The following is a 26,142-nucleotide window of genomic DNA, read 5'->3' on the forward strand; positions in this document are numbered from 1 at the left end:
TTGTTATTATCAACGAAGCAGAAATCTTTAGCCAGATTGTTCCACTTCCGGGCACGATGATAAACTTAGAGGGCTTTTCCCGATTTTGCCCCGACTGACAACGCCACATTGTCATCTTGCAGCCGCAAGAGGTAGCATTGGCGACACGCGAGGAGAAATGGAAGTTTGCCCTTGTCGGCGAACTAAATCTGGTAATTAGGTCGTAGTTATAACTAACCAAGATCATGCTCATATTTTGGTAAAAAATAAGTATATACAGTACTTTATACATATTATGAAGGTATGTTCATGTATTAAAGTATAAATTTTAGTTCTATTTATCTATGAACAGCTCTGTTGGAATCCTCCATAATGAAAGTTGGTTTACGCTCCTAAATAGTTTATCGATAACAGGCTAGTGAGTTTGGAAGACATCAGAGGTGAATGGAAGTGAAAACATCAAATCGACTTGTTGCTTTATACCAATATTTGGTTGAGCATGATGGTTGGATTACAACCCAACAATTAGCTGCGATGCTGTGTTGTTCCGTTAGTACGATAAGAAATGATCTTGAAATACTAAAGTCTTTTTTACCGGATACTTGGTTTATTGAAAGCCGGAGGGGCAAGGGGGTTCATATCAATCGTCCCTCGAACCAACCGATTGTACCATTTAAACAGTTACTAAATGAAACGGATAGAGTTCAAAATCTAATAGGATATCTCATTCATAATGAGTCAGGGTGTACATTGACAGAGCTCAGCCAAAAATTATTTTATAGTGTCAGTACAATCAGTAAAATTATAAAGATATTAAAACATGAGTTGAAAAAATACCACCTAAAATTAGGTACAAAACCCGTGAAAATTCATGGAAATGAGTTTCATTTACGCCAATTTTATTTTGACTATTATCTGAATAAAAACTGTACGGCTTGGATACAACAAGATACTTTAAACTCGATATGTACTCTCATGAAATCAATTGAACAAAAAGGGAGATTTAAGTTTTCTGACACTGCTTATATCCAACTTCCGATTGTATTGTCTATCTGGCAAAGTCGCCTTTTAAAAAAACAGTACATTTCAAAATTTGTTTATCCAACCCTTTTTTACGAATCCAGTGATTCATTTCGGTGGATTATTCCAATGATTGAAGAACATTTAAAAAAACTGTATATAAGGGTAAGTTCTCATGAATTACAATATGGAGCGGCTCTGATACTTGGGGTACCGCGAATTGAGGGAAAAATGGCAGGTAGCACGGAGACTCTTAATGAAATGGCAGAGCAGTGTCATAGGGATCCTGTAAATAAATTGATTCAATCCATAGAAGAAAAAGCACGGTTGCCTTTTTCCGACGACCCCATTTTGTTTCAACAATTATATGACTATTATAAATACGCAAGTATAAGATGGATTACCGGAATTCACAGTAATGCGAATCAAAATACGATAAAGATTAAAGAGAGTGAATTCAGTCTTTTTAAGTCAGTCCATGAGGCCATGCACCACTATTTTAATTATGTAGAATCCATTAGGGAAGATGATGTTGCCGACATTACGATGTTCTTTGTGGCCAGCAAGCTAGGCTATCATATGCAGCAGAAAGAAAAAACAATACTATTGTATGTTAGTGAAATCGGTGTTATGAGATATGTGAAGTTGAAGCTGCTTGAAAATATCTGCGGACGAATCAAAATATTTACTACAAATCATGCCCATGAGATGCAATATCTAGCCTCAACGAAAAATATAGATATCATAGTGACGACCAATCAGCAAAGTTATACTCTGCTGCCCAATAACATTCCTATCATCCATATAGACCCAATACCGTCCAGCTATGATATGAATATTATTCAAGATGCATTAAAACGGGTGTCTGATCATGGTAACTGAGGGTAAAACGATTCCGTTTGTTCTGAACTCTTCGCACGTATCCCCCTTCCGTCATTTCATCTATATTATCTCCCTTTATCTAGTTACATATTTTCTGATTAGTGTTACTTTTCAAATGTTACCGTTAGTGTACTTTACGAAATGAGGAAGGAACAACGTAGTATGAATCGTAGTGTGAATAATAAGTCTATTTTATTTCAAGTGATCGGTGAGCTTAATAGAGGCGAGCTTCAGTTTCAAGTTTGGGAATGGAAGTTATTGATTGAGACGAACAAATATCTTGAAATTAAAGCACCGAATGGGGTGGTCAAAAGAATTTACAAGGAGAAAATAAATGTGGTTATTGGCAACACAAAATACTATGCCGATGGACATCTATCGTGTTCAGCATTTTGCAGTAGGGATGATATTTCAAACATAAAAATAGCTATCGTAACACAACTCAAGCAGCAAATAGCTGCATTCATGTCTGACCTTCAAATAAACCAAAGTGCTCTCTCCAAAAAAATGAATAATGATGAACTGTAATTTAAAAAGTAATTTTGTATATTTATTCTCTACTTCAATGCTAAAAAAAGATAATGTACGTAAAATCTAATCAATTAAAATAATGATCTATGTAATTATTGACTTAAGTTTAAGTTGATATAATGAAACGGGGAAGAAGGGGGATAGCTATTAAAAGGTTTTCAACGTTTGCTTTCAATTGAATCAAGTTATTTCAACAAACAAGTTATTTCAACAAAGAGGTGGAATTGAATGATTACGAAACTGAGAAATATCTCGGCGGGAAAAAAGCTGTCACTATTGGTAACCACATTAATTCTATTCGTTGCCATTTCCAACATTATCAGTATCAGTGTCTTGAATTCGTTAACGAAAAACACGGAACAAATCATTAATGAGCGCTTAGTGCCTTCCATTATATTGGGCAGCTATTCTTCTTTAAATCAGTTTATACATACCCAAATTTTACAAGACATACTCGAGACTGATTATCAAAAAAGGATAGACATAGAAAAAAATGTGATGGATGCAATTGAAAAAAATAGAAAAAATCTTGCTGCTTATCAAGAAACGAACTTATCTCCTGACGAGGAAGTCCTCATTAACTCCATGCTCAGTATATATCCTAAATACTTGGATGCCGTTACACACGCCCTAGGACTGTCAAGAGAGAATAAGAGCAAAGAAGCTTATGATTATATCCAGACTACAGGACTCGCTATATTGAATGAAATGGATGATCATGTTGAATCTGTAAATAACTTGAATATTAAATTAGCCGAGCAATTACGTGATGTGAGCTCGCAACAAGCAGTCACCACGAGAAGTTTGCTTCTAGGCGTAACCATCCTGCTTATGCTAATTGGAGCCGGCATGGGGATCGCATTTACCAGGATCATTGTCAAGCCGCTCAAAAAAGTCAGCGAAGTCATGAAAAAGGCCGAAGAAGGGGATTTTACCCAGAAGATTGATTATCCTTTTTCAGATGAAATCGGCCAAACTTCACATGCCATTGATCAGATGCTCAATAAGGTGAACGGGTTTACCAAACAAATTGCACAAACATCACAACAGATAGCGTCATTTACCGAGCAGCTTAACGAAAGCGTATCGCAGACGAGTGCAGCAAGTGAACATATTGCACAAAATGTACAGGAAATAGCGGAAGGTGCGGACCACCAGGTGCAGCTGGTGGATCAGGCTGTAGGGAGTTTGAATCAGATGGTAGAAGATACGGATGTGTTAATCACGACTCAAGTTGCCTCCGTTAACGAAGCCGTAACGAACGCATCCGATAAATCAACGGAGGGAAATAAAGCTATTGAGTTTGCCGTAAACCAGATGCAATCGATTCATCGAGTGATATCTCACCTCGAACTTACCATTCAAGGTTTGCATCGGCGCTCTAACGAGATTGCTCAAATCATGGACTTGATTAAAGACATTGGAGAACAAACAAATCTCCTGGCATTAAACGCTGCCATTGAGGCTGCGCGAGCAGGGGAAAGAGGACGCACCTATATGGTTGTAGCTAAGGAAGTACGCAAGCTTGCTGAACAGTCTTCTCATTCAGCGGATCAAATCGGCAACTTAATTAACGCGATACAGGATGAAGCGTCCGAGGCGGTGCAATCCATGCAAAGGACAAAAAATGAGGTGATATCCGGGGTGAACGCCGTTGGCGATGCAGGACAGCTTTTCGAGGGAATCAAGGAATCGGTAGATGAAGTAGCCATCCATATTGGAAAGGTGATCTCTTCCGTAAATCAAATGACAATTGACGCCGAAGCAATACAAAATACGGTTCAATCTGTTAATCATTCAGCTATACTTTCTTCTTCCCGTTCGCAAAATATTTCTGCGGCGACACAGGAGCAACTCGCTTCGATGGAAGTAATCTCTGCATCCACCGGCGAACTGACTCAAATGGCTGCTGATCTTCGCTCTCAACTTTCCCGCTTTAAAGTATAAGAGGAAATCCGAGCTTTTTTACCTCGATAAAACGGGCCGTTTCAGGTTTCATTCCTGAACGTCCCGTTTTTCTTTTTTTGGCAGAGCGGGCCCGACAAGATCGAGAGCGTTCACATTAAGGCAACTATTTTTTCATTCATAGGTGAAAATATATGTGCTTTTTTTTACAAAGTTACAGATATACTTTGCTTGTAATCGTGATTCGCATAAGGTGAGGGTTATTTCCGTGAATAATTTTGACCGTAAAAAGGAGAGGGTACTCATGAAAAAATTAAATGATGAAAAAGCAGCTAATGTTCTTCCAGACGGTAAATACAAAATACAAATCGATGGCAGCAGTGAAAGTAAAGTTTTACAACATGAAGGAACGACAGCGGTAATTGCAGAATGGGCTGGTGAGCAATCTCAAATCTGGGACATTAGGTATCAGTCCCCTAATTGGCAAGGGATTGGCGGATATGTTATCCAACCGGCAAATACGGATAGATATCTTGCATGGGATAGAAATAAGGGGAGTTCTGTCATTGTATCTACAATTCCTGCAGCAGATATACAGTATACACGTTTTTGGAGAGTTGAGAAAACTCAAAACAACACTTATATATTTAGGAATAACCATGCTCCGAACCCGAATCTAACGATAAGCGCAAAAACACTTCAGGTACTAAGCGGACATAATTACGAGTTTACTTTGAGTACAGACTTGAATAAACCTATTCCTAAAGGAAGCGCGTTAGTAATTACTTCAGATCCGCAATATCCTTGGACCAAAAATACAGATAATAACGTACCAGAAAGTGATAGTGAGAAAGAAAGAGAGTCTGAAAGGTTAATACGAGAGCAATATCAAAGTATTAATAGTTATAATAATACGAAACAACAATCTTCGGTTATTATCAATGGAGATATAACCGCATTCGGGCATTCTTGGCAGCGGACCAAAATGCTTAATACACTTCTTCCTATCCTCAATAGAAAATACTACTTTGGGCTAGGCAACCACGATATTGAAAATAATCAAGGTGACTGTGCTGATGATGCATGTTTTGGCGGATCGATGTTAATGCTAAAGAGTCATATTGAGAAGCTTGGTTTGCCGACATCCCAATATGATATCAAAAAAGCCTCTACTAGTTGGAGTGAACCTTGGAAGGGCAGTTTTGCTTATGCAATTGATTTCGGTATTATCTATTCACTACAATTAAATAATTTTCCAACCATGAACGCATATGGAGGAAGCTATTCGAATTATTATCAGATCCATGAAAACTTAGATTGGATAGAAGCAAATCTGAAATATGCTTCGAAACTAGGTAAAACAATTATTGTCAATGTCCATAAACCGAACGACTGGAAGGGGGGACCGAACCAGAGATTTATTGACCTATTAGAAGAGTATGATGTGAAAGCTGTATTTGCTGGACATTATCACAAAAACTTAGGAACCTATTCAGCAAGCAAATTTTTTGGTAAGGTACCTGTTTTTTTATCGGGTAGTGCATCTCAATCTACTTATTTGATTGTAGAATATGATCTCGATACGATGAATGTGTACAAAGTAACAAATAATAATTGGGAAGAAAAAAAACTAGTGAAAAGTATTAAATTGAATAATGGCAATTCCATTACTTCCAAAATTGTAAAAATTGTAAGTGCTTTAAATGACTCCAGTGTCGTTGATATGTCTTTACAAAAAAACGGGGATGTTCATTTATGGAAATATGGCGGTGCTTTAAACCAAAAATGGAAACTTATCTATGATGAAACGAAAAAGGCGTATCAATTTAAAAATATGTACGATGAGAGCCTAGTATTAGCCTGGAATGACTACATGGGTTCAAGGAATGTATTTGCTACACCTAATCAAGGGAAAGATGAGCATTATTGGCTCCTTGAGGATACAGGAGATGGCTATTATATTTTAAAGAATAAAAAGTACCCTTATTTCGTATTGGATGTAGATAAGGCTGACACTGACAATGGCACAAATATTAAAGTAAATGAGCAGCATGATTTTAGCAGCCCGTATATTAAAGCACAAAAATTCAAATTGATACAAGTTTGATAACCCTTTCAAATGGTTCTTTTGCATACAGTTCTCAGGCTGTCGAGAAAATCTCGACAGCTATTTTTATATCATACCCTCCGTTTAGGTTTCTCTACACTTTTTTCATTGATAGATGAAAATATGTATCCTTTTTAAGGAATTTCAAAAGCTATACTTTAATCGTATCAGAAAGGAGGATTGATTTTTATAAGGAAAAAACTAGGAATAGATTTTATCTGTCAAGCCTTTTCAAAATCTTGTTCGGTATTGAAGGATGTGATGAAAGTGAATATTTTTCCTTATCATTATGATGATGCACAGACCTCATTCCATGGAACTTTTTCGATTAAGAAAATAAACAAAGAATACCATTCCAATTATGCTTACTTTCAAATTCATTTTTTAGATGGCCAATTCCTTTTGAAAGATGCGCATCAAAATAAGATGTATGAAGAAAATGTCACAGGAGCTAAGGCTGTCGTAGCTCTTAAAAAAGAGTACTTGCAAGAAATTCCGCCGACCCATCAAAAAAACCTGATTTTTAGAAATGCAAGCGGATTAGAGAAAAACAAATATGACTTGATGGTCGTAAGCACCGATTTAGAAAATAAATTAGCGAATAAGTTGGTTTTAAAAGGAATGCTGCATCAGAGAATAAAGGAGCTTTTGATAGGGAATGAAAAGTACCTGTTGACAATTACATGAGGAAAATAGAGGAGGAATCAATATGAGTGCCGGTAAACTGGATACCCTTACAATCTATGATTGGAATCAAACGGTTAATGATGTGAAAAATCAAGGAAGCATCCTTGCAAGGAACTTTCCAAGCTTCTTCTCTCAAGAAATGAATGAGCAGACGATGAAGGCAAAAGTAACAGGAATATGGCTGAAATGGGAACTCACGAATGAAGGCACGGGACAATATCCTATTTATCAATGTTATATAGAAGATGGAACCTTTGAAGTGGATGTAGAAAATAAAAAGACGAAGTATGACTTAAAAAACAGCTGGATTAAAATTTGTGCGAAAATCGAAATCGATAAGAGCAGTTCCACTGACATGTATAAGTTCTCAGAAAAAGAAGATGACTTATACTCTATCAACCATTCTTTCCATTTTGATAAAGGGAACAGAATTGCTTCTAATCTGTTAGAGCATTTGCTCGTATCGTGGTTTAAAGAACATAGAAATCTATTAAATAATCATGTTAACAATTACAGGATTCATGTTCGCACGTCAAATGACTTGACCCTGGCTGGATGGGATACCGGTTATGTAACGTCGTTCTCAAATGTAAATAAAACCATTCTGGAGAAAGAACTGTATCCTAAGGATTTTGATAACGAAATGATGGATAACTCATTGGGAATCCCGCTGTTTTTTAGTATGAAAGGAACATTTGATTCTTGGGAAATCACCACAGGAGCAGACGGCCAAAATGTAAACTTTATTTTAAAACTTGGCGAGAATAGTGCGTTTACTAATGAAAGTTCAAATCTTACCTACGACTTTTCTTCTGATGCGTTCTTGAAAGTTCAAGTGAGATTAGAATATTTCAATTCAACAGAAAAAACGATTGAAGATCCTACCGGTTTGAATGATGGGAACCAAGTCGAATTGAGAGTGAAAACAGACCGGGACCAAAATCAGAATCCCCCAGTGGTTCTTGTGGATTCGTACTATTCCGAAGACCTTACAAGTCCGTTGTTGAACAGTATCGCAACGAGTATGTTCAAGGAATGGTTAAATGAAAACATCGATAAATTCGAAAATATTTTTTCCTACTTTCTTTTACAAGAAACTGCAAAAAATGAAGATTTCCAATGGTTGAAGCCGACGACCGCTTATTACGGAGTCGCAAGCGTCGAGGATGAAAATAAGAAGCCGGATTTGGACAAGAGTGTCTTTTCCGTTATGTCGATGGTCGAGAATCATGTGAATAAATTTCCACAGCACACCGTAGATGCCCGATTATTACACGCAGTGAACAATGAGTCAGCCTTTGGAATTGATATGCCATTATTTGTGGAGAAATGGGTAGAAAATGCGTTAGTTGCGATGCAGATTGGTACACCAGAACAATTTGAAAAAACAGATAATGGATTGGTTATCTCGAATAAAGAGAGAATTAAGTTTGCCACAATAGAAAATGATTCGGGGAATGACGTGCCTGGTTATGTTGATGAAGGTAAATTCAGACTGGGCATAATCAATAATCAGCTTGTGCTAGAGATGGAAGATCTGTATTGGGAACAGGCAAGAGGAATTATGGGCCATGTTAATTATAAGCAAAGCTTTGACATTACCTTAAAAAGCGGTGTTGATGAATTAGGTAAAGAATATAGCAACGTCTTGATTCCAATTGAAAATACGGATCCTACGATGTTAATGACCTTTACGATTGAAGATTGGAAGAAGAATGAGAATTTGATTATTGAAATCGTTACAGGGGTCGCTATCGGAATTTTGGTAGGTTTCATTCCTGTCGGTAAGATATTCACAAAATTAAAAGATGTTGTAAGAAAAGCTTTTCGGCAATCCGGTAACCGTATGTCAGCCGAACTAGGATCAAGTGTCGCGATCGCCATGAGAGAAATAGCTCAGGAATCCGGAGAAACAGGGGCAGCATTCTTCAGAAGAATGAGTCAGGAAGCAGCTGATGAAGTTACCTTGTTCACTAGACCGGGAATCACTACTCAGCAAATCATAAATGAAGTAGCAAATAAGCCGGAGAGCTTTTTCTCAAAGATATGGAAAAATAAATATAAGGTTATAGGAGGAGTAGTTGGGGGAGCAGTAGGCGGAATGGTACCAACGGCCATTATTGGAGCCATCCAAAATGCACAGCAAGAACATTATTCATTACTCCCAACAATCCATGAATTTGTCGCAAATTGCGTAGGAACAGTAAACTGGCCCGATAACAGTGAATTTCAAATTGAAACCGCTCAGCTTCAAGGCATTTATTTAATGGGTGGAAAACTAAATAAGGAAAAGTAAAAATTTGAGCAAAAGCAAGCCTTTTAGATTAAGAAATTACATTTAAATGCGGGGAGCGCCGGACAAGACGTTCCCCACTTTCAAAATTTGAAGTAATGAGGTGATGATGCACGTGACGATTACCCATTCAACTAGCACTTTTAATTGGGATACCGTATTTGCCATTCCTATTGCAGAGGTTAACCGCATTATAAGGGAGCAAAAAAGCAGTCCGCAACATTTTGAGCTGAATGACTCCAATCATAATTTCAAAGGGGATTTTGGAGAATGGCAAATTATTACCGGCGGTGACGGAAATAGCATTCGAATGAATATACCTGTTCGGAATTTTCAGACATTTCTGAGTGAGGATCTGTTTATAGGTGAATTTGGATTTCAATCCGCGGATTTGAATGTCCAGGTTAAGCTCAATTACCTGCCACATGAAAATATATCGAATAAGACAACGAATGAACAATTATATGACTTGAAAATTAAATCAATAAGCTCTGATCCGCTTTATGATCCTGTAGTGATAGCCATTTCGCTCAAAAATGTTGAAGGCCTATTTTTCCCATGGAGCTTGAGAAGCAGTTTGTTTATTGATCTCCAGACGATCTTGAAGGAATTATTTATGCAGCAAATCATTAAATGGTTGACATTGAACTTGGAAGCATTCAACCACACCTTTAGTGTCGTTAACTTAAATCTGTATATTAGCGATGAGGAACCATGGACTTGGTGCAAGCCTTCTTATGTCGATTATGCATACACAGATATTGAAGAAGACCTGGACAAAAGCTTGTTAGGAGTATTGTGTATGACAGGAGGAAGGAAAGGGGGAATACAGCAGCAGCAAAAGTTGGACGCCTATGTCATTCCGGAATCGTCGAATGCCGGGTTTCTAATCGCAGAAGAACGATTTTTATTAGATGTATTATTACCAACTTTACCAATGAAGTTCGAATATTCAACGATCAATGACTATGAGGTAATCAATGCAAGCGGGGAAGCAGGTCAATATCAATATATATTGAGACTGAAAAAAGACAGAAAAATTAAGTTGGATAGGGTAGAAGTGAATGGCTCAAGATACGATCCGTACATGACCGAGATGAGCCTAAGCTTAGTAAACGACACATTAAAGCTGGAAGCAGCCACAGAAACTTCTATAGGAGCAGGTGGCGTGGTAGGTTGTAGAACGATCAACTGGTATAAGTTAAAACTGGCGGAAAACGGAAATGGCGAACAAACGATAGCATATGAAGAAGCTCTACAGCCTACGGTAACACATTATGTCATCAAAGAAGGCTCAAATTGGGTATGGGAAGTTATAGCAGTCATTATAGGACTTTTAGCTCAGGCTGTCTTAGCCATATTTACAGCAGGGGCATCCTTATTGATAGGCTCCATTGTCATCTTAATATTGACGGGTGTTTTGGCTAAAACCCCTGATATTATTCAAAATTGGAATATTCATACGTCCCCGAGCATCGAACCTTTTTTAGAAAATACGACTTCCGAAATTATTTGGAATGCCAGTGACACTTTTAAATTAGATTATGCCGGGTTAGCAGGACCGCTCCAATTAGGCGGGAAGTTTGCATGAAAGAGTAGAAGGAAGGTGTTCATATGAATACTTACGGGTGGGACATCATTTATGTGAATTCGAATGAGAGTATAAATAAGCAACTAAAGAAGTATATGAATGAAAATAAAATAACCTTTACCTATGAGGATGAAAACACATTTGTCAGCTTAACTTTTGATAATTGGGAGATAGTTCCCGGGGGATCAAGCAAACTCTTGCGATTGAAAGCACTTGTGAAAGAGGGAGAGCTGACCTTTATGGGGCAGCGCACACTGTTAAACGGGATCTGCCCTCTCTTAGAAGTTCAACTTGGCTTCTTTGATGACAAAAATGATTCCTATATTCAGAAGTTGATGTTTAACTTTCAAGTAAAGGGAGAGAAGGAAGGGGATCAAAGGGAAGGAGCAATTACGGTAATTAATCCGGATGTAAATAAAATATTTGCTGAAGGAAGCATGATTTACACCCTTTTAAACTTAACATTAGCAGATATGTTTATAGCTAACAAAGAGAAAATATCTTATATATTTGCACAACTGAATATATCACCGGACATTCCGTGGATGCAACCTAAAAAGTACAAATATTCTTATTATTCTCCTACTTCCAGTAAAGATAAAGGTTTTTTGTCCGTTCTTTCTGTCGTAACGAATCGGGACATATCTGGACTCACCGAGGGGATTGATGGTTCAATCCTGGATAATAATCATGATAGTTTTCTGGTGCTGTCTGAACGATTGTTTCTGGAGCATATCATTATGCCGGAATTGCCAAATTCATTTGGGAATGGGACAACAAAAAACCATTTTAAATTTGAAGGTACATCAAATACAAGCGGGGTCATTAAGAATAGCAGGAATATAAATTGCGGTTCGGTACGATGGGGTTTGATCGATTATTATCCGATACTAACGGATTTAAAAATACAAGTCGAAGGGAACAGCCTTCGGATGAAAGCATCAGGAAAATGTGATATTACGGGACTGGCAAGCTCGTATGTAACATTTGAAGTCGAAACGAAAAATACTTTTTATTTTAATAAAGCTTCGAAGAGAATTGAATTTAAGCCTGACAGTAATCCAAAGGTAAGTTACGAGCGCCATATTCCATGGTGGATATGGATATTAGGAATAGCAGCTCCTATCGTGGATGTTATTATCCATTTTGTCACTGAGGCAATTTCCGGTTCTGTTGCCGGAAATATCAAAATTGATACCAATACTTCTATTGGTGAGTTAAGAAGTGAAGTAGTGAAGTGGAGTGGTATGGATGAAGAAGAGATTACAGATTGTGTGTTTGATGTAGCTTTCTGTATAAAAGGTATTAAATTGAATAATGGTAATTCCAAGAATTACAAAATTGTAAGTGCTTTAAATGACTCAAGTGTCGTTGATATGTCTTTACAAAAAAATGGGGATGTTCATTTATGGGAATACGGCGGTGCTTTAAACCAAAAATGGAATGTTATTAATGATGAAACGAAAAAGGCGTATCAATTTAAAAATATGTACGATGAAAGCCTAGTATTAGCCTGGAATGACTACATGGGCTCAAGGAATGTATTTGCTACACCTAATCAAGGGAAAGATGAGCATTATTGGCTCCTTGAGGATACAGGAGATGGTTATCATATTTTAAAGAATAAAAAGTATCCTTATTTCGTATTGGATGTAGATAAGGCTGACACTGACAATGGAACAAATATTAAAGTGAATGAGCAGCATGATTTTAGCAGCCCGTATATTAAAGCACAAAAATTCAAATTGATACAAGTTTGATAACCCTTTCAAATGGTTCTTTTGCATACAGTTCTCAGGCTGTCGAGAAAATCTCGACAGCTATTTTTGTATCATAAATTTTCATACGACATAGCGCGAAAGAAAGAATGGGCAAAACCGCTCCGGACACCGGTTATATGATTCGTGGTGGGAAGCCGGAAGGTTATTACGGAGTGCCCTCCGTTTATGTTTCTCTTTTTTTCATTGATAGATGAAAATATGTATGCTTTTTAAGGAATTTCAAAAGCTATACTTTAATCGTAACTGAAGGGAGGATTGATTTTTATAAGGAAAAACTAGGAAAAAAATTATATCACTTTTTCGTTTAAGAAAATAAACAAAGAATACCATTACAATTATGCTTACTTTCAACCGACTCATCAAAAAAACCTAACTTTTAGAAACGTAGGTGGATTAGAGAAAAACAAATATGACTTGATGGTAGTAAGCACCGATTCAGATATAGAGGAGGAATTCTCCAACTTTCAGTAAAGATAAAGGTTTTTATCCGTTCTTTCTGTCGTAACGAATCGGGACATATCTGGACTCACAGAGGAGATTGATGGTTCAATCCTGGATAATAATCATGATAGTTTTCTGGTGCTGTCTGAACGATTGTTTCTGGAGCATATCATTATGCCGGAATTTCAATTTAAACAAGATAGTCCTCCGAAAGCAACTACTGAAAAAGTTATACCATGGTGGGTCTGGATTCTTGGCGCTATAACAATTGGGTATAAAAGGTAAAAATTACTAGGAAGGAAGGAAGAACGATGAAAGAGACGAGGCGAACCGCGGAAAATGAACAAGATCAGCAAGTATTAAAGTCTGTGGGACAATTTTTCTATGGGGAGAATTTGGACGAACCGGCTTTTGTCAGCGGGCGTGGGATGAATGGGTTTAAGATCGATCCTGGCCAGTTGGAAGGAGCCGATTTGAACAAGAAAGTAAAATCAGCCCGATGGATTGCCGATTTTACACCAAAGCAAACGGGCCTGTATCAATTTATGACCAGTTCAAATCCGTATACACATATCTTTGTGGACGGACAAGAAGTAAAAGATAATGAAGTAACATTGACAGAAGGCGAGCATTATACATTTGTTGTCCTCTATTTTGGGAACCCGGACGTAAAGCAAGAAGACTTGCTTCAACTAGAAGTGAAATATACATGCAACCGGCAAGAAACCGAAGAGATCGCAGCAGAGGACTTCTCCATTCCCAGAGAAATTTCCTTCGATAGTCTCCCCGAGGGCATTGTACCTCGAACGGAAGGGAATGAAGAAAAGCTTATAGATACGGATAAGGATGGAATTTATGATGAATGGGAAATAAACGGATATACAGTAATTAATAATGTGGCTGTACCATGGAATGAGAAATATGCCGCTCAAGGATACAAAAAATATATGTCCAATCCGAACGAATCCCATACGGCAGGGGACCCCTACACTGATTTGGAAAAAGCTAGCGGAAGAATAGATCGCAATATACACAAAGTGGCTTGGGATCCGCTTGTTGCAGCGTATCCAAGTATCACGGTGGGGATGGAAAGACTAATTCTGTCCGATAATACAGAATTTAGTTCATCGTCAGGAAAGAGTGTCAGCCGGGAAACCTCTTCCAGCTCCAGTGCCTCCAATACGGAAGGAATTGATGTGAGTGCGGGTTTTTCCCTCTTGCAAGGGTTCTCAGGATCCGTTACCGGCAGTTATTCGCATACGTCTACGCATACGGTTAACTCTGCACAGACTTCAGGACAGGACTGGTCCACACACTTAGGTTTACACGCTGCGCAGGCAGCCTATGTAAATGCCAATATCCGCTATTACAATACCGGAACAGCTCCCGTGTATAAATTTATTCCTACGACAAACTTAGTGTTAGGGAAAGAGACGATTGCTACCATCACGGGACAAAAGAATCAGGAAGCTTTCAGCTTGGGTCCGAGCCAGGCCTACCCTAAAAGACACTTACATGGTATTGCCTTAAATACGTTAGATCAGTTCAGCTCCACTCCTATCTCCATGAATATCAATCAAGTGGACAGGCTAGAAAATGGAGAGAAATTGAAATTGGAAACGACCCAATTTCAAGGAGCATTTGCAAGAAGAGATGCGGCAGGGAGACAAGTCGTTACAGAGGAGAACGAGTGGGCCAATTATATCCCGCAAATCGAACGGGTGACAACCGGAATCCTGATTGATATCAAAGGCGGAATGATGATAGAGCGCCGGATTGCGGCAAAAGACCCTGATAATCCAAATGACCTTACGCCGGAGCTTACACTGGGGCAAGCATTGGAAAAAGCGATAGGGGCTTACGAAGAAAAGGATAGATGGTATTTTGACCGTGCGGATAACACACATATTCTGAGTCCGAACCTGGTCCATTTTATTTATGATCGGAAAACAGAAAAAAAGATGAATAAGGAACTGGAAAGGAACAAGAATGTAAAAAATATTTATGATATGACAATCCGGCCGGGGATGAATATTCACATCAGTGTACCGTTAGTATGGGATGATTTTAAGGACGATGAGGGAAACTGGAAGGGAGGCTCATATGCTCCAACGAATGGGTTAAATAACGGCAGATGTTACAAGATAGATCCGAATAGAGAAGTGTACAAGGAAGGGATTGTTTTAAAACCCAATTCAAAATATCTAGTAATCATGGATATGAAAGGAAATGGTGCGGGTAAGGCTGCAATTGAGTTCGGTGGAACAACAAATGAATTCGATATTCCTAACGGATATCGAAGACAAAAGGTAATGGTTGAAGTATTTGATTTCCCAGCCGACTTTAATAAATTGAAAATTTCGACAAATAGCACAGGAAGCGCTTACATTGATAATTTTTCGATTGTAAAGGTCGGAAATGCATGGGACAAACTGAAAGAGGAAAATGAAGATTATTCTAAAAAGGTTGCGGGGCGAACTTTTTCCTTTACGTCCTTGAATCCAGAAAGATATATGACTAGCTTTGCAGGTGAAGCCATTATGGCAAACTCAACAACAATGTTTGATCAAAAATTCAGGTTAGAATACCGGAGGCCTAGGGGAGCATTCTACATTCTTAGTTCTTCCAATAAAGTCTTGACATGGGATAGAGGGAGCCAAAAATTGATTTTTGCAGACAATACATCTGTGCTAAGCCAGCTTTGGTTCTTTCAAAAATCCGGAAGCAAAGGCTATAACATCGTAAGCGCTGCAGATAGAAGTAAAGTGCTGGAATACGGCCTTGAAGCCGTAAATCATACAATCCCGATTCGAATCGCGACATTAGATGAAGCAAAAAATAATCAATATTTTACGATATCCCCTCCATTTTAATAAATGAAGCTATAACTCGAAATGAATAAGAAAAAAGAGTTCTAAAGAAGGAGAGAAGAACAATGGAAAAAACAAGCCGAATCGAGGAAAATCAACAAATACTAAAATCGGTGGGTCAATTTTTCTATGGAGAGAATTTGGATGAACCGGCTTTTGTCATCGGACGTGGAATGAATGGATTTAAGGTAGATCCCAGCCAATTAAAAGGAGTCGATTTGAAAAAGAAAGTAAAATCAGCCCGATGGATTGCCGATTTTACTCCAAAGCAAACCGGCCTCTATCAATTTATAACCAGTTCAAATCCATATACACATATTTTTGTGGATGGAAAAGAAGTAAAGGATACGGAAGTAACACTGACAGAAGGAGAACAGTATACATTTGTTATCCTCTATTTTGGCAACCCGGAGGTGAAGGAAGAAGACTTGTTTCAATTTGAAGTGAAATATACATGCAACCAGCAAGAAACTCAAGAGATTGAAGCAGAAGACTTCTCTATTCCCAGACAGGTTTCTTTTGAATATCTCCCCGGAGGCAGTGACAACACAGATGATGAACAGCCTCTTCTTGATACAGATAATGACGGAATTTATGATGAGTGGGAAATAAACGGATATACCGTAATTAATCATTTAGTTGTGCCATGGGAGGAAAAATATGCCGCGCAAGGATACAAAAAATATGTGTCCAATCCCAACGAATCCCATACGGCAGGCGATCCCTACTCTGACTTGGAAAAAGCCAGCGGAAGCATAGATCGGAACATAAAAAAAGTGGCTTGGGATCCGCTTGTTGCAGCATATCCAAGCATCACGGTGGGGATGGAAAGGTTAATTCTTTCCGATAATAAAGAATTTAGTTCATCATCAGGAAAAAGAATCAGCCGGGAGACGTCTTCCAGCTCCAGTGCTTCCAATACGGAAGGAATTGATGTGAGTGCAGGTTTTTCTCTCTTTGAAGGGTTTTCAGGCTCCGTTACCGGGCATTATTCGCATACATCTACGCATACGGTTAACTCTGCACAGACTTCAGGACAGGACTGGTCCGAACAATTAGGTTTAAACTCTGCGCAGGCAGCCTATGTGAATGCGAATATTCGCTATTACAATACCGGAACAGCTCCTGTGTATAAATTCATTCCCACCACAAATTTAGTGTTAGGGAAAGAGACGATTGCCACCATTACAGGACAAATGAACCAGGAAGCCTTCAGCTTGCCTCCTGATCAAACATATCCTAGAAGACATTTACATGCGATAGCCTTGAATACGTTAGATCAATTCAGTTCTATTCCTATTTCCATGAATATCAATCTAGTGGATAGATTGGAAAATGGGGAGAAATTAAAGTTGGAAACGACCCAATTTCAAGGGGCGTTTGCAAAAAGAGACCCCGCAGGAGGACAAGTAGTCATCGAAGAGAACGAGTGGGCGAATTATATCCCGCAAATCGAAAGTGTAACAACCGGACTCCTGATTGATATTAAAGGCGGCCTAATGATGGAGCGCCGTATAGCAGCAAAAGATCCTGATAATCCAAATGACCGCACACCGGAACTTACGTTAGGTGAAGCATTGATCAAATCGATAGGGGCCTATAAAGAGGGAGGAAATTGGTATTTCAAAGATGAGTATACAGATGAAGCACGTATTCTGAGTCCGAACCTGGTCCATTTCATCTATGATAGAAAAACAGAAAGAAAGATCAAAAAAGAACTCGAAGGGAATAAAAATATAAAAACGATTTACGATATGACAATCCGGCCGGGAATGAATATTCAAATCAGTATCCCGGTAGTATGGGATGATTTCAATAATGATGATGGAAACTGGGACGGAGGTTCGTACGACCAAAGTAATGGTTTAAATAATGGAAGATGTTACAAGATAGATCCGAATAAAAATGTGTCCTACGATATGGGTGAAATTACTTTAGAAGCAAATTCTAAATATCTTATTATCATGGATGTCAAAGGAAACGGTACGGGTAAGGGCACTGTTGAATTTGGCGGAACAACACGTGAATTCGATATTTCTAACGGATACAAAAGGCAAAAGATGATGTTTGAAATATTCGAATTTCCAGATGATTTTGGAAGCCTCACTATTTCAACGAATAGTACGGTATATATTGATAATTTTTCAATTGTAAAGGTAGGGACTGCTTGGGATAAATTGAAAGAGGAAAACAAAGAGTTTTCCAAGATCAATGATCAAAAGGATTTTTATTTTGCATCTACCGATTTAACACAATATATTACCAATTATAAGGATGAAGCATTTATAAAAAAATGGGATGTTAATTCCAAACAAGACTTTAAGCTGGTCTATCATGTGTATAGGGGAGCCTTTTACATTTATGACATACCGGCAAAGAAAGTTCTGACATGGGACAGAAGAAATCAGAAATTAATATTTATGAATGATTTGGATGTACGATATCAGCTTTGGTTTTTACAAAAATCAGGAAACAATGGATATAACATTGTAAGCGCCGCAGATAGAAGTAAAGTATTGGCTTATGACATTTCAAAACCAGATCTAACACCACTTCAAATTGCGACATTAGACGAAGCAAAAGCGAATCAATATTTTGTGTTATCGCCCGTAAAATAATATGTAGCACCTAGGGAATATATCTAAAGATCGAAATTGGTCTTCCTGGACAAACCTTGCCTTTTCTGGCGGGTTTGTCCCCCCCCCCCTAATATAGGTGCAGATATCAGGTAACTTTAATAAAACAAGATATGGTGGAATGACTGATGGATAAAAAACCTCTGAATTTCAAGAAAGATGAACGTAAAGCCGAAGCATGGAGTAAGAAGCGTTATTCGGCTTGGATTGAAACACTACCACAAAATCGGCAGGAAGCACTCGAGGCATTTAAAAGATCATCAAAAGAAATGAATAGAAAATTGAATGAAGTTCGTGGAAATATTGATGAACTAACTGATGAACAATTAAAAAATCAAATCAAAGAAATGAACATCATGATCAAACAACCCGTTAATCTATTAAAGGAAAGACAAATCATTTATACCCATTTTGATCCGAAAGCTTTAGGCTATTCCAATGAATTGCAAATGTTGGTTGGAAGCGAGAGCAGACAGTTAGATCGCGGAAAAATTAAAACTGTCTTAAATGAGTATCAATATGGGAATTTGACCGACTTAAAAACAGGAAATTTAACACTTACCGGGGGAGAAACAGGACAGTACTATGTAGCGGAGTTAGAACTGCCGAAAGGCACCTATGTAGGCCATCTGGGAGATGGACAAACGGTATTGCCAACGGATTATGCGATAGAAATCACGAATAACATGTTTAGTAAACCGAAGGTTATTAGAGAAAATGGAAAAGAACTTATTAAAGTAAATGCAAGATTAATCAAAAAAGAGAAGATTGAAAGCAAAATACGAGTTACGGAAACTACCTTGACTAAATTATTCAAGAACGGTTCTTTTGTTGTCAAATTAGATATTGGCGGGGGATTTGAATCCTATGCAATAGATCATGCGAAAGAAGCCATTTCTACTTTAATCAAACAATTACCATCAAAGTTATTAAATGATGCTATTGATTATTTAGATTCCATAACATTTACGGATGTGAAACTTAATAATAATGATGGAACATTAGGTTATCATGATTCGATGAATGTGTTTGTAAGAGTGAAACACGAAATATTGATTCAAAAATTAGATCCAATTGTTAATCAGTCTGCCGTGTTATTACACGAAATGGGCCATGTAGTGGATTCAATGTTATTGAATGATACTTCAAAAAATAGAAAATTTATTGATATTTATAATGAAGAAAAAGATAATCTGACGAGTTTAGTGACACACAACAATTATGGCAGGGAAGACTCGGTAGAATTTTTTGCGGAAATATTCAAGGCAATGTACTCCACAGATCCGAAGCAACAAGATGCTGTTAAAAAAGAAGCACCTAAAGCTGTTGATTATATAAAAACTAAGATAAAGGAATATATAGAGGATAATTAAGTAAAATAACAAGCAAATTTGGGCTCGAAAATGTTTCCTGCCAAAATGCTGTGTAGGGAGTAGGTGAGTCGCAATATGATAGATTTTCGTATTGACACAGTAAAAGCAAAAAAATGGGGAGAGAAAAAATATTCCCGCTGGAAATCCGTATTAACAGAGAATGAAAAAAGACAAATTACGGACTATACCAAAAACGCCAGTCCTATAAACAGTTATCTTAGAGAAAATAACGGCAACTTAGGGGCCAATCCTAATATGGACGAGAAAATTGAACTCATGGACAAAGCGTTAAATAAGTATAAATTAAATGATACCATAACCGTATATCGTGGGACGGACGGCATCATTTTCGGAGAAGAATTCCAGACCACTTTAATGAAGGGAAATAAAGTTAATGAGGAGGTGGCCAGGAAGATCAAAGGACAATTCGAAGGCACTATGTTATTGGAGCGGGGCTACTTAAGCACATCAATCGTTCTTGGGAACAATTTTCTGGCAAGAAACGTTCTTATAGAACTAAAGGTTCCTAAAGGGGAGAGTGCCGGGTATGTAGATCCAATTAGCTATTTTCCTGGCCAACTTGAGATGTTATTGCCCAGGAATACTCAATATTATATTGATAATATAAGGACGATTGTCAATGGCGGATCACAAAGATTAAAAGTTGAAGCTAGAATCATAAAGTAAATCTTCACTCGCAGAAACTCGCAAAGACCTGAGTACATCTCGGGTCTTTGTATGTTTTTTAGCGTCCTGAAGGAGTAAGTGCTGCAGCCGCAAATGATAACTTCGCGATGGTGGAATTTACAGATGGCTTTGAGACATCGGAAGATAATAATGAAGCCGGCTGCTGATGCAGTCGGCTTGCGGCTCAACACTCTATTGTTATTTCCTTAAGGCGCTTTTCCCCGTGCTGTACAATTCGCAAGAGGTAAGGCCACAGATAATTCCATACATGACGCCAATTTTCAAATCGCCTGGAGCGAGATAGACAACGCCTGCCGCGATACCAAGGATAATCGACAGTACCGGAGCCAGGCGAATCGGCAGGCCGATCCCTTTTGCTATTTCCACTAATCCGACAATGACGGCCACGATCATAACCTCAGTAATCTCCATATTCATCTATTCCTCCTCTCCGATTTATGCATCTCTCAGTTCATAGCTCCACCCGTGTTCGTGGAACCATTTCTCCGCACGCGCCAGATTCTCGCCGCTTAACTCTCCAGTAACCGCATAAGAAGTGCCATTATTTAAAAACTGAATCTGTGCCCAAAATCTCTTCTCCAGGAACATCTGAGAGATCTCATGAATAGCGGCTATACTCAATCCGCCTGTAACGATTTTCTTTTTGCCGGAGGTCACAGGTACCTCTCGGCCAGTTACTGTCTTCACGATGGAAGTAATGACATTATGTTTATTGTTCAGAAGCTTCCGCATATCGTCAGGATTCGTGATAAAAGCCAGCTCTATTAATATGGCCGGGGCGTTCGTGGAATTAAGCACCCGAAGCTCCTTTCGCTCCTTCGCTCCTCTGTCCCTAATTCCAACCGCCTCAGAGATTGCCCTGCTGACGCTTGCGGACAAGGCTTGTTGATCGTAATAAAGAACTTCTACCCCTGTAGCCGTTGATGCGGCCGCGTTAAGATGCAAGGAAATGTCTAGTCTTCCATCTTTATTGTAGTTGTTACAATTGCAGACGATGTTGGCCAGGTTCTCATTCTGCGTTTTCCCCATGTCATCCGTAGTGCAGGCGACAGTTTGACCCGCTTGATTGAAGGCATCGATGAGCATAGCTGCAAATTCTCTGGCGACTTCATGTTCCTTGTAGCCGCATCCGGTTGCGCCCGGAACAAATGCGTTGTGCCCCGCATGGACGGTAATCAATTTATAACCCATGTTTCTCTCTCCCTTTTTAACAATGTGTGATCTTTTGATGTCCTTTCTCATTGCAAATCTTCCTTGCAGTTACACCTAAAATATACCTTTCGAGATTCCTGAAGGATGAAACATATTTTCACCCATGAATGAAAATGTCTATGCGAGAAAAATGTAAAAAGCATCAGAGCTGAATGAGTCGGCTGCTGATGCTTATTTATTGGACCGAACGAAATCTCTGCAAGTACGAATGGAGCACGGTATTGTTATTTTTGATACCCCCGTTTTTATAAGGATAGACTAAGCAGTTGTTTAATAGATTTTAAATCTTTCAAGGCGAGTTGATCTGGAATCCAAATGACAGGAATTTGAGTTTTATTGATTTTGTAATTGGTGATAATGAAATCGAACTTGACCGTATTGCTTGGTTCGGTTTGAAGGCTTAGAACGTTACCCAATTCATTATTTAATTTGTGATAGATGAATTTCTTCCAATTGGTTGGTCCGGATAAAAGCAGTAAAACCTTTTTTTTATAATTTGACAGGAGAATAGATAAAATATGAAACGTGATGTGGTAGCTCTCATCTTCAGATAATCTCTCTCCATTTATTTCTTTATTCCACGTGATAATAAGAGGGTGAATGATGTTGTAGCCCTCTATTAATTCAAGAGGAATCGTCTTAAATTTACCCCAAAAGTATTCTAACGGTAAATTGAGATTTTTAAATATATAGATCTTGTGGAAAGAAAAATGGATGTTATGTCTTATTTCTTCTATTACTTTGGCATTCATATTTACTTCACTTGAAATCATGTCAATTAAAGCAAGGTGCTTATCGTAAAGTTGTTTATAGGTTCCACGATAGTAATTCTTGATTTTACTTTTTTCATTATCATCCCCCTCGGAGATGAGGAAAAAAAATAGTGTAAAAAACTTAAGTTCATTTTGCTGGAAGCTGACCTTATAGAAATTTTCAATCGCAGAGACAATGGCATAGGTGCAATCTAACTTTTGAGAGCTAAATATGTAGTCCATATTGAAACTTTTGGAAATAAAATGTTTATATATATTTCGATTTACAGACACATTGATGAGTATGGTTAATAGATTATAATCGATCTCAATTTTATAAAAACGAATATAGTTCTCAATTTTTTGTTGCAAGTCTAGCTCCGGTTTAAAAATTTGTTTATACTTTTGCACGTTAAAAAAAAGAACCATATAGAAGTATCTAATATTCAGTTCCTTTCCAATTATTTGAATCGTTGTTCTGAAATTAAAATCAAGATTAAAATGTCTAAGTATTTTTCTGAAATTATTTAATTTTTTCTTCAATGTTAATTTATCTAAGTACAATATTTGAGACCATTTTTCCAGGCTATAATACTTCTGATTGAATATTCCCATTAAAATGTTGTAAAGCTCACTGTTTATTAGATAAGTAGCTATAATAGTGGAAAGATGATCTAAAGGATCTTTTTTTAGAACGTAACCTTTGGAATTAATGCTTATTATATCCCAATTCTCTGGGAGATTTTGTTTTAATTGAGAAATGTCGCTTATAATCGTTCTGCTTGTACATTGCAGCTTACGGGCTAAAGAACTTGAAGACACGATACCTTCGCTATCAATTAAGGATTCTAATATTTGGATTTTTCGAATAATTGAATGATTTTGAATTAAGTGAGTGGTGAATTTATCCATTTAGTCTCCCCCTCGAAAAGCGATAAATGGTTAAAGTACGGATTTACGAATTTCCCCTAAACATATCTTTCTAATGTTTGTCTTCTTAATGAAAATCTTTATTATTTTTCTCCTTCTCACAATTTATATTTCAATTAGAAAGTAACGTAATTTTGTAATGAAAAACGATACATAATTTCATTAATAGATGAAAATATGTATGGTTTTTAAAATGTTTGTAAAGGTCTGCTTGTGAAAGGGGGAACGAGGAAGGATTTAAGAGACAACATATTAAAAAGGGAGGAGATTAACGAAATTTGGGTTTATTTGTTGGATAGTGTTTACAATAATCAAATTTTATGGTAATCTATCGATAATCAAATATATGCAATCCCAAAGGAAGGTGAGGCTGTGAGTACCGTTGCTGCGAAGCCACAGAGGTTGGGGGAGCTAATACAGTACTATCGGCAGAAGAAGGAATTGAGTCTGTCGAAGCTGCAAGAAGCGGTCGGCATAGATAAAGGCAGCCTGTCGAGAATTGAAAACAGCGAGGTCAAACGCCCTGATTTTCAATCCATCCTGTCGATCGCCGCGGTATTGGACATTCCCCATGACGCCATCGTAGAACAGTACATCGAGATCGGACATAAATCGGAAGTCATATACAATATTTTACAGAACGAATTGACAACACTCGAGCATCCTTCGCTCATACCGAAAATTGCCGCCAAGTTTCTTGAAGCGCCCAATGAAGACAGCCTGGATGCAGTAGAGAAGTTGTATCGAACGATAGGCTCCGTGAATCATCCTTCCACTCAGTTATCTTTATACACCCTCATCGTTGACTACTCGCGGGCTCATGGAATTATGCCCTATATCGCTAAGGGATTATATCAGAGATACATGATTGAACGAAATGATTTCAGCAGGTTGAAGGAAACGTATCAGGTTGGAAAAAATGTGCTGGACTATGCTAATTTTTTGAGCGAGAAAGATCGGATACTTCTATATTATGGCTTGAGTGTTCACGCTTATAGTCTTATGTTTTATCATGATGCCATAAAATTCGGTAATTATGTTGTGGAAAATGGGGCAGGAGAACCGCTAGCAAATGCAACTCATAATGTTTGCAATGCTTATTACCATTTGGGGAATTATGACGATTGCAATTCCTATCTCGAAAAGTATAGTCATTTCCCGTATCCTTTCGTCAAAGAGAATGTTGAATTAATGACTGCCTTTCTTAACGGGAAGAAAGGGAATATTGAGTCCGCCATTACTCAGTTTAATAACTGTTTAGATAACCTGTCCTCATATAATTTGATTCATGCCGTAACTGAATTAATGGAACTATATCTCTATAAAAACGATCTTGTTGCAGCAGATCAACTCCTTATGTATGAAGAACAAATAATTGAGAGCATCACTCAACCACGAACTACGCCATATGAAAGGTCAAGATTAGCGCACTACTTTCGCATCAAAGGACAATTGTTAACTCGTAAAGAACATGAAAAAGACGCTGTTGATAGTTTCTTGAAAAGTACATTAGAGTACGTAAAAATTGGTCGTTTTACTGAAGCTTTTGAATCATTGTCGTTTGTGACGCAATCAATGATACATAATCAGTCAGTTTTCAATAGTGAGATAATCAAAAAAGTTAACAATCTTTTACAAAAAATTGCTGCAAAATAATTAAGGAGGAATATGGTGTCATGAGAAAACGAAAACTTCTTTTCATTGCCTCTCTTCTAGTTTTTGGAGCAATCAGCATGGAGCATATTGTTTCATACATCGATGCCCCGTGGATAACTAACTTCTAATGCATATAACATCTTAAAACACTAGTCATGGCCGCCATTCGTTGGTGGGGTACCATCATTAATTAAGATTAAGAAAGGATTGGTAACATGAAATAGTTATTTTCGAAAGCACCGATTCTTTTACTGGCAATGTTGCTGATAGTTTTAGGGGCTGCACTCACTCCCAGCGTTGTCTCTGCAGATCCCCCTTGGATCAAGCCATCGGTCTATAGCAGCAATAACTCGTTCGACAGATAGAAATTTGAAAAGTCTCTTCGAAAGGAGATTGATGTATTATGACGCCTTTATGGGCGTCTTTTTGTGTTTTATGTATAAAGTTGTTGCATAATAATCCAGAATCAAGTCATATTTACCAACTTCATCTATAATCAAGTCAAATAATACAGTTTATGGATGAGGTGTGGAAATGAACCATCAACCGGTATACAAAGGCGATTTAATCCCTTTTACTTATAGCTATGAGAAAGCTGGCTGTTTAATTGAAATCATTGAGAGCACCCGACAGGAGCTTATAGAAACGGCCACGGAAAAAAAGTGTCTTACCGATGAAACCGTTGTAAGATTAAGCCAAAAGTTGGACACATACCTTTTGGAGTTTCAAAGAAGGAGCTGCGGCTAGAAAAAAAGGATCTGATATTCCGGATTATTAGGGGAAGGTGA

The 26,142-nt window shown here is 37.9% G+C and carries 18 protein-coding genes; 15 read left to right on the forward strand and 3 right to left on the reverse strand.

Annotation, left to right across the window (positions count from 1 at the left end; all coding sequences use genetic code 11):
• Positions 1-429 precede the first annotated feature (429 nt).
• The 13 genes from FLT43_RS00810 (at position 430) to FLT43_RS00865 (ending at position 20,783) form a co-directional block, all read left to right on the forward strand.
• Positions 430-1,881, forward strand: coding sequence for a BglG family transcription antiterminator (locus tag FLT43_RS00810; protein ID WP_164776423.1), 1,452 nt, complete (start codon positions 430-432; stop codon positions 1,879-1,881).
• A gap of 162 nt (positions 1,882-2,043) precedes the next feature.
• The gene (locus tag FLT43_RS00815; RefSeq protein ID WP_087443780.1) at positions 2,044-2,409 is read left to right on the forward strand and encodes a hypothetical protein; all 366 of its coding nucleotides are present in this window, start codon (positions 2,044-2,046) and stop codon (positions 2,407-2,409) included.
• A 231-nt stretch (positions 2,410-2,640) separates the two neighbouring features.
• The gene (locus FLT43_RS00820; protein ID WP_087443779.1) at positions 2,641-4,359 is read left to right on the forward strand and encodes a methyl-accepting chemotaxis protein; all 1,719 of its coding nucleotides are present in this window, start codon (positions 2,641-2,643) and stop codon (positions 4,357-4,359) included.
• Positions 4,360-4,621: 262 nt separating this feature from the next.
• On the forward strand, positions 4,622-6,424 hold the full coding sequence (locus FLT43_RS00825; RefSeq protein ID WP_087443778.1) for an RICIN domain-containing protein: 1,803 nt from the start codon (positions 4,622-4,624) through the stop codon (positions 6,422-6,424).
• Positions 6,425-6,691: 267 nt separating this feature from the next.
• On the forward strand, positions 6,692-7,111 hold the full coding sequence (locus FLT43_RS00830; RefSeq protein WP_127510999.1) for a hypothetical protein: 420 nt from the start codon (positions 6,692-6,694) through the stop codon (positions 7,109-7,111).
• 22 nt (positions 7,112-7,133) lie between these two features.
• On the forward strand, positions 7,134-9,407 hold the full coding sequence (locus FLT43_RS00835; protein ID WP_087443776.1) for a TULIP family P47-like protein: 2,274 nt from the start codon (positions 7,134-7,136) through the stop codon (positions 9,405-9,407).
• A gap of 112 nt (positions 9,408-9,519) precedes the next feature.
• The gene (locus FLT43_RS00840) at positions 9,520-10,995 is read left to right on the forward strand and encodes a TULIP family P47-like protein (RefSeq protein WP_164776694.1); all 1,476 of its coding nucleotides are present in this window, start codon (positions 9,520-9,522) and stop codon (positions 10,993-10,995) included.
• Positions 10,996-11,018: 23 nt separating this feature from the next.
• Entirely contained in the window at positions 11,019-12,755 is a 1,737-nt protein-coding gene (locus FLT43_RS00845; RefSeq protein ID WP_087443774.1) for a TULIP family P47-like protein, read from the forward strand.
• A 333-nt stretch (positions 12,756-13,088) separates the two neighbouring features.
• A complete protein-coding gene (locus FLT43_RS30980; RefSeq protein WP_479691902.1) occupies positions 13,089-13,247 on the forward strand; it encodes a hypothetical protein in 159 nt (52 codons plus the stop codon).
• A gap of 281 nt (positions 13,248-13,528) precedes the next feature.
• Positions 13,529-16,090: a binary toxin-like calcium binding domain-containing protein gene (locus tag FLT43_RS00850; protein ID WP_087443773.1), complete on the forward strand. Its 2,562-nt coding sequence runs from the start codon at positions 13,529-13,531 to the stop codon at positions 16,088-16,090.
• Between the two features lie 62 nt (positions 16,091-16,152).
• Positions 16,153-18,705: a binary toxin-like calcium binding domain-containing protein gene (locus tag FLT43_RS00855; RefSeq protein ID WP_087443772.1), complete on the forward strand. Its 2,553-nt coding sequence runs from the start codon at positions 16,153-16,155 to the stop codon at positions 18,703-18,705.
• Positions 18,706-18,851: 146 nt separating this feature from the next.
• On the forward strand, positions 18,852-20,096 hold the full coding sequence (locus FLT43_RS00860) for an anthrax toxin lethal factor-related metalloendopeptidase (RefSeq protein WP_087443771.1): 1,245 nt from the start codon (positions 18,852-18,854) through the stop codon (positions 20,094-20,096).
• Positions 20,097-20,171: 75 nt separating this feature from the next.
• Entirely contained in the window at positions 20,172-20,783 is a 612-nt protein-coding gene (locus tag FLT43_RS00865) for an ADP-ribosyltransferase (protein ID WP_087443770.1), read from the forward strand.
• A 198-nt stretch (positions 20,784-20,981) separates the two neighbouring features.
• Here FLT43_RS00865 and FLT43_RS00875 read toward each other — a convergent pair whose 3' ends face one another.
• From FLT43_RS00875 to FLT43_RS00885, 3 genes are all read right to left on the reverse strand, one after another.
• Positions 20,982-21,221 carry a transposase gene (locus tag FLT43_RS00875; protein WP_087443769.1) on the reverse strand — a complete coding sequence of 80 codons (240 nt, stop codon included), beginning with the start codon at positions 21,219-21,221 and terminating at the stop codon, positions 20,982-20,984.
• A gap of 18 nt (positions 21,222-21,239) precedes the next feature.
• Complete coding sequence (locus FLT43_RS00880) at positions 21,240-22,046, reverse strand: N-acetylmuramoyl-L-alanine amidase (protein WP_087443768.1); 807 nt, start codon at positions 22,044-22,046, stop codon at positions 21,240-21,242.
• A 215-nt stretch (positions 22,047-22,261) separates the two neighbouring features.
• The gene (locus FLT43_RS00885) at positions 22,262-23,680 is read right to left on the reverse strand and encodes an AcpB/EbpR/MafR family transcriptional regulator (protein WP_087443767.1); all 1,419 of its coding nucleotides are present in this window, start codon (positions 23,678-23,680) and stop codon (positions 22,262-22,264) included.
• Positions 23,681-24,070: 390 nt separating this feature from the next.
• On the opposite strand from FLT43_RS00885, the gene FLT43_RS00890 reads away from it, so the two are divergent.
• Together FLT43_RS00890 and FLT43_RS00895 are read left to right on the forward strand one after the other, a co-directional pair.
• On the forward strand, positions 24,071-25,354 hold the full coding sequence (locus FLT43_RS00890; RefSeq protein ID WP_087443766.1) for a helix-turn-helix domain-containing protein: 1,284 nt from the start codon (positions 24,071-24,073) through the stop codon (positions 25,352-25,354).
• A 534-nt stretch (positions 25,355-25,888) separates the two neighbouring features.
• Positions 25,889-26,101 (forward strand): aspartyl-phosphate phosphatase Spo0E family protein, encoded by a 213-nt coding sequence (locus tag FLT43_RS00895; protein WP_087443765.1) that lies wholly within the window; start codon positions 25,889-25,891, stop codon positions 26,099-26,101.
• Positions 26,102-26,142 lie beyond the last annotated feature (41 nt).

The sequence above is a fragment of the Paenibacillus thiaminolyticus genome, assembly GCF_007066085.1.
GTDB classification, from domain to species: Bacteria; Bacillota; Bacilli; order Paenibacillales; family Paenibacillaceae; genus Paenibacillus_B; species Paenibacillus_B thiaminolyticus.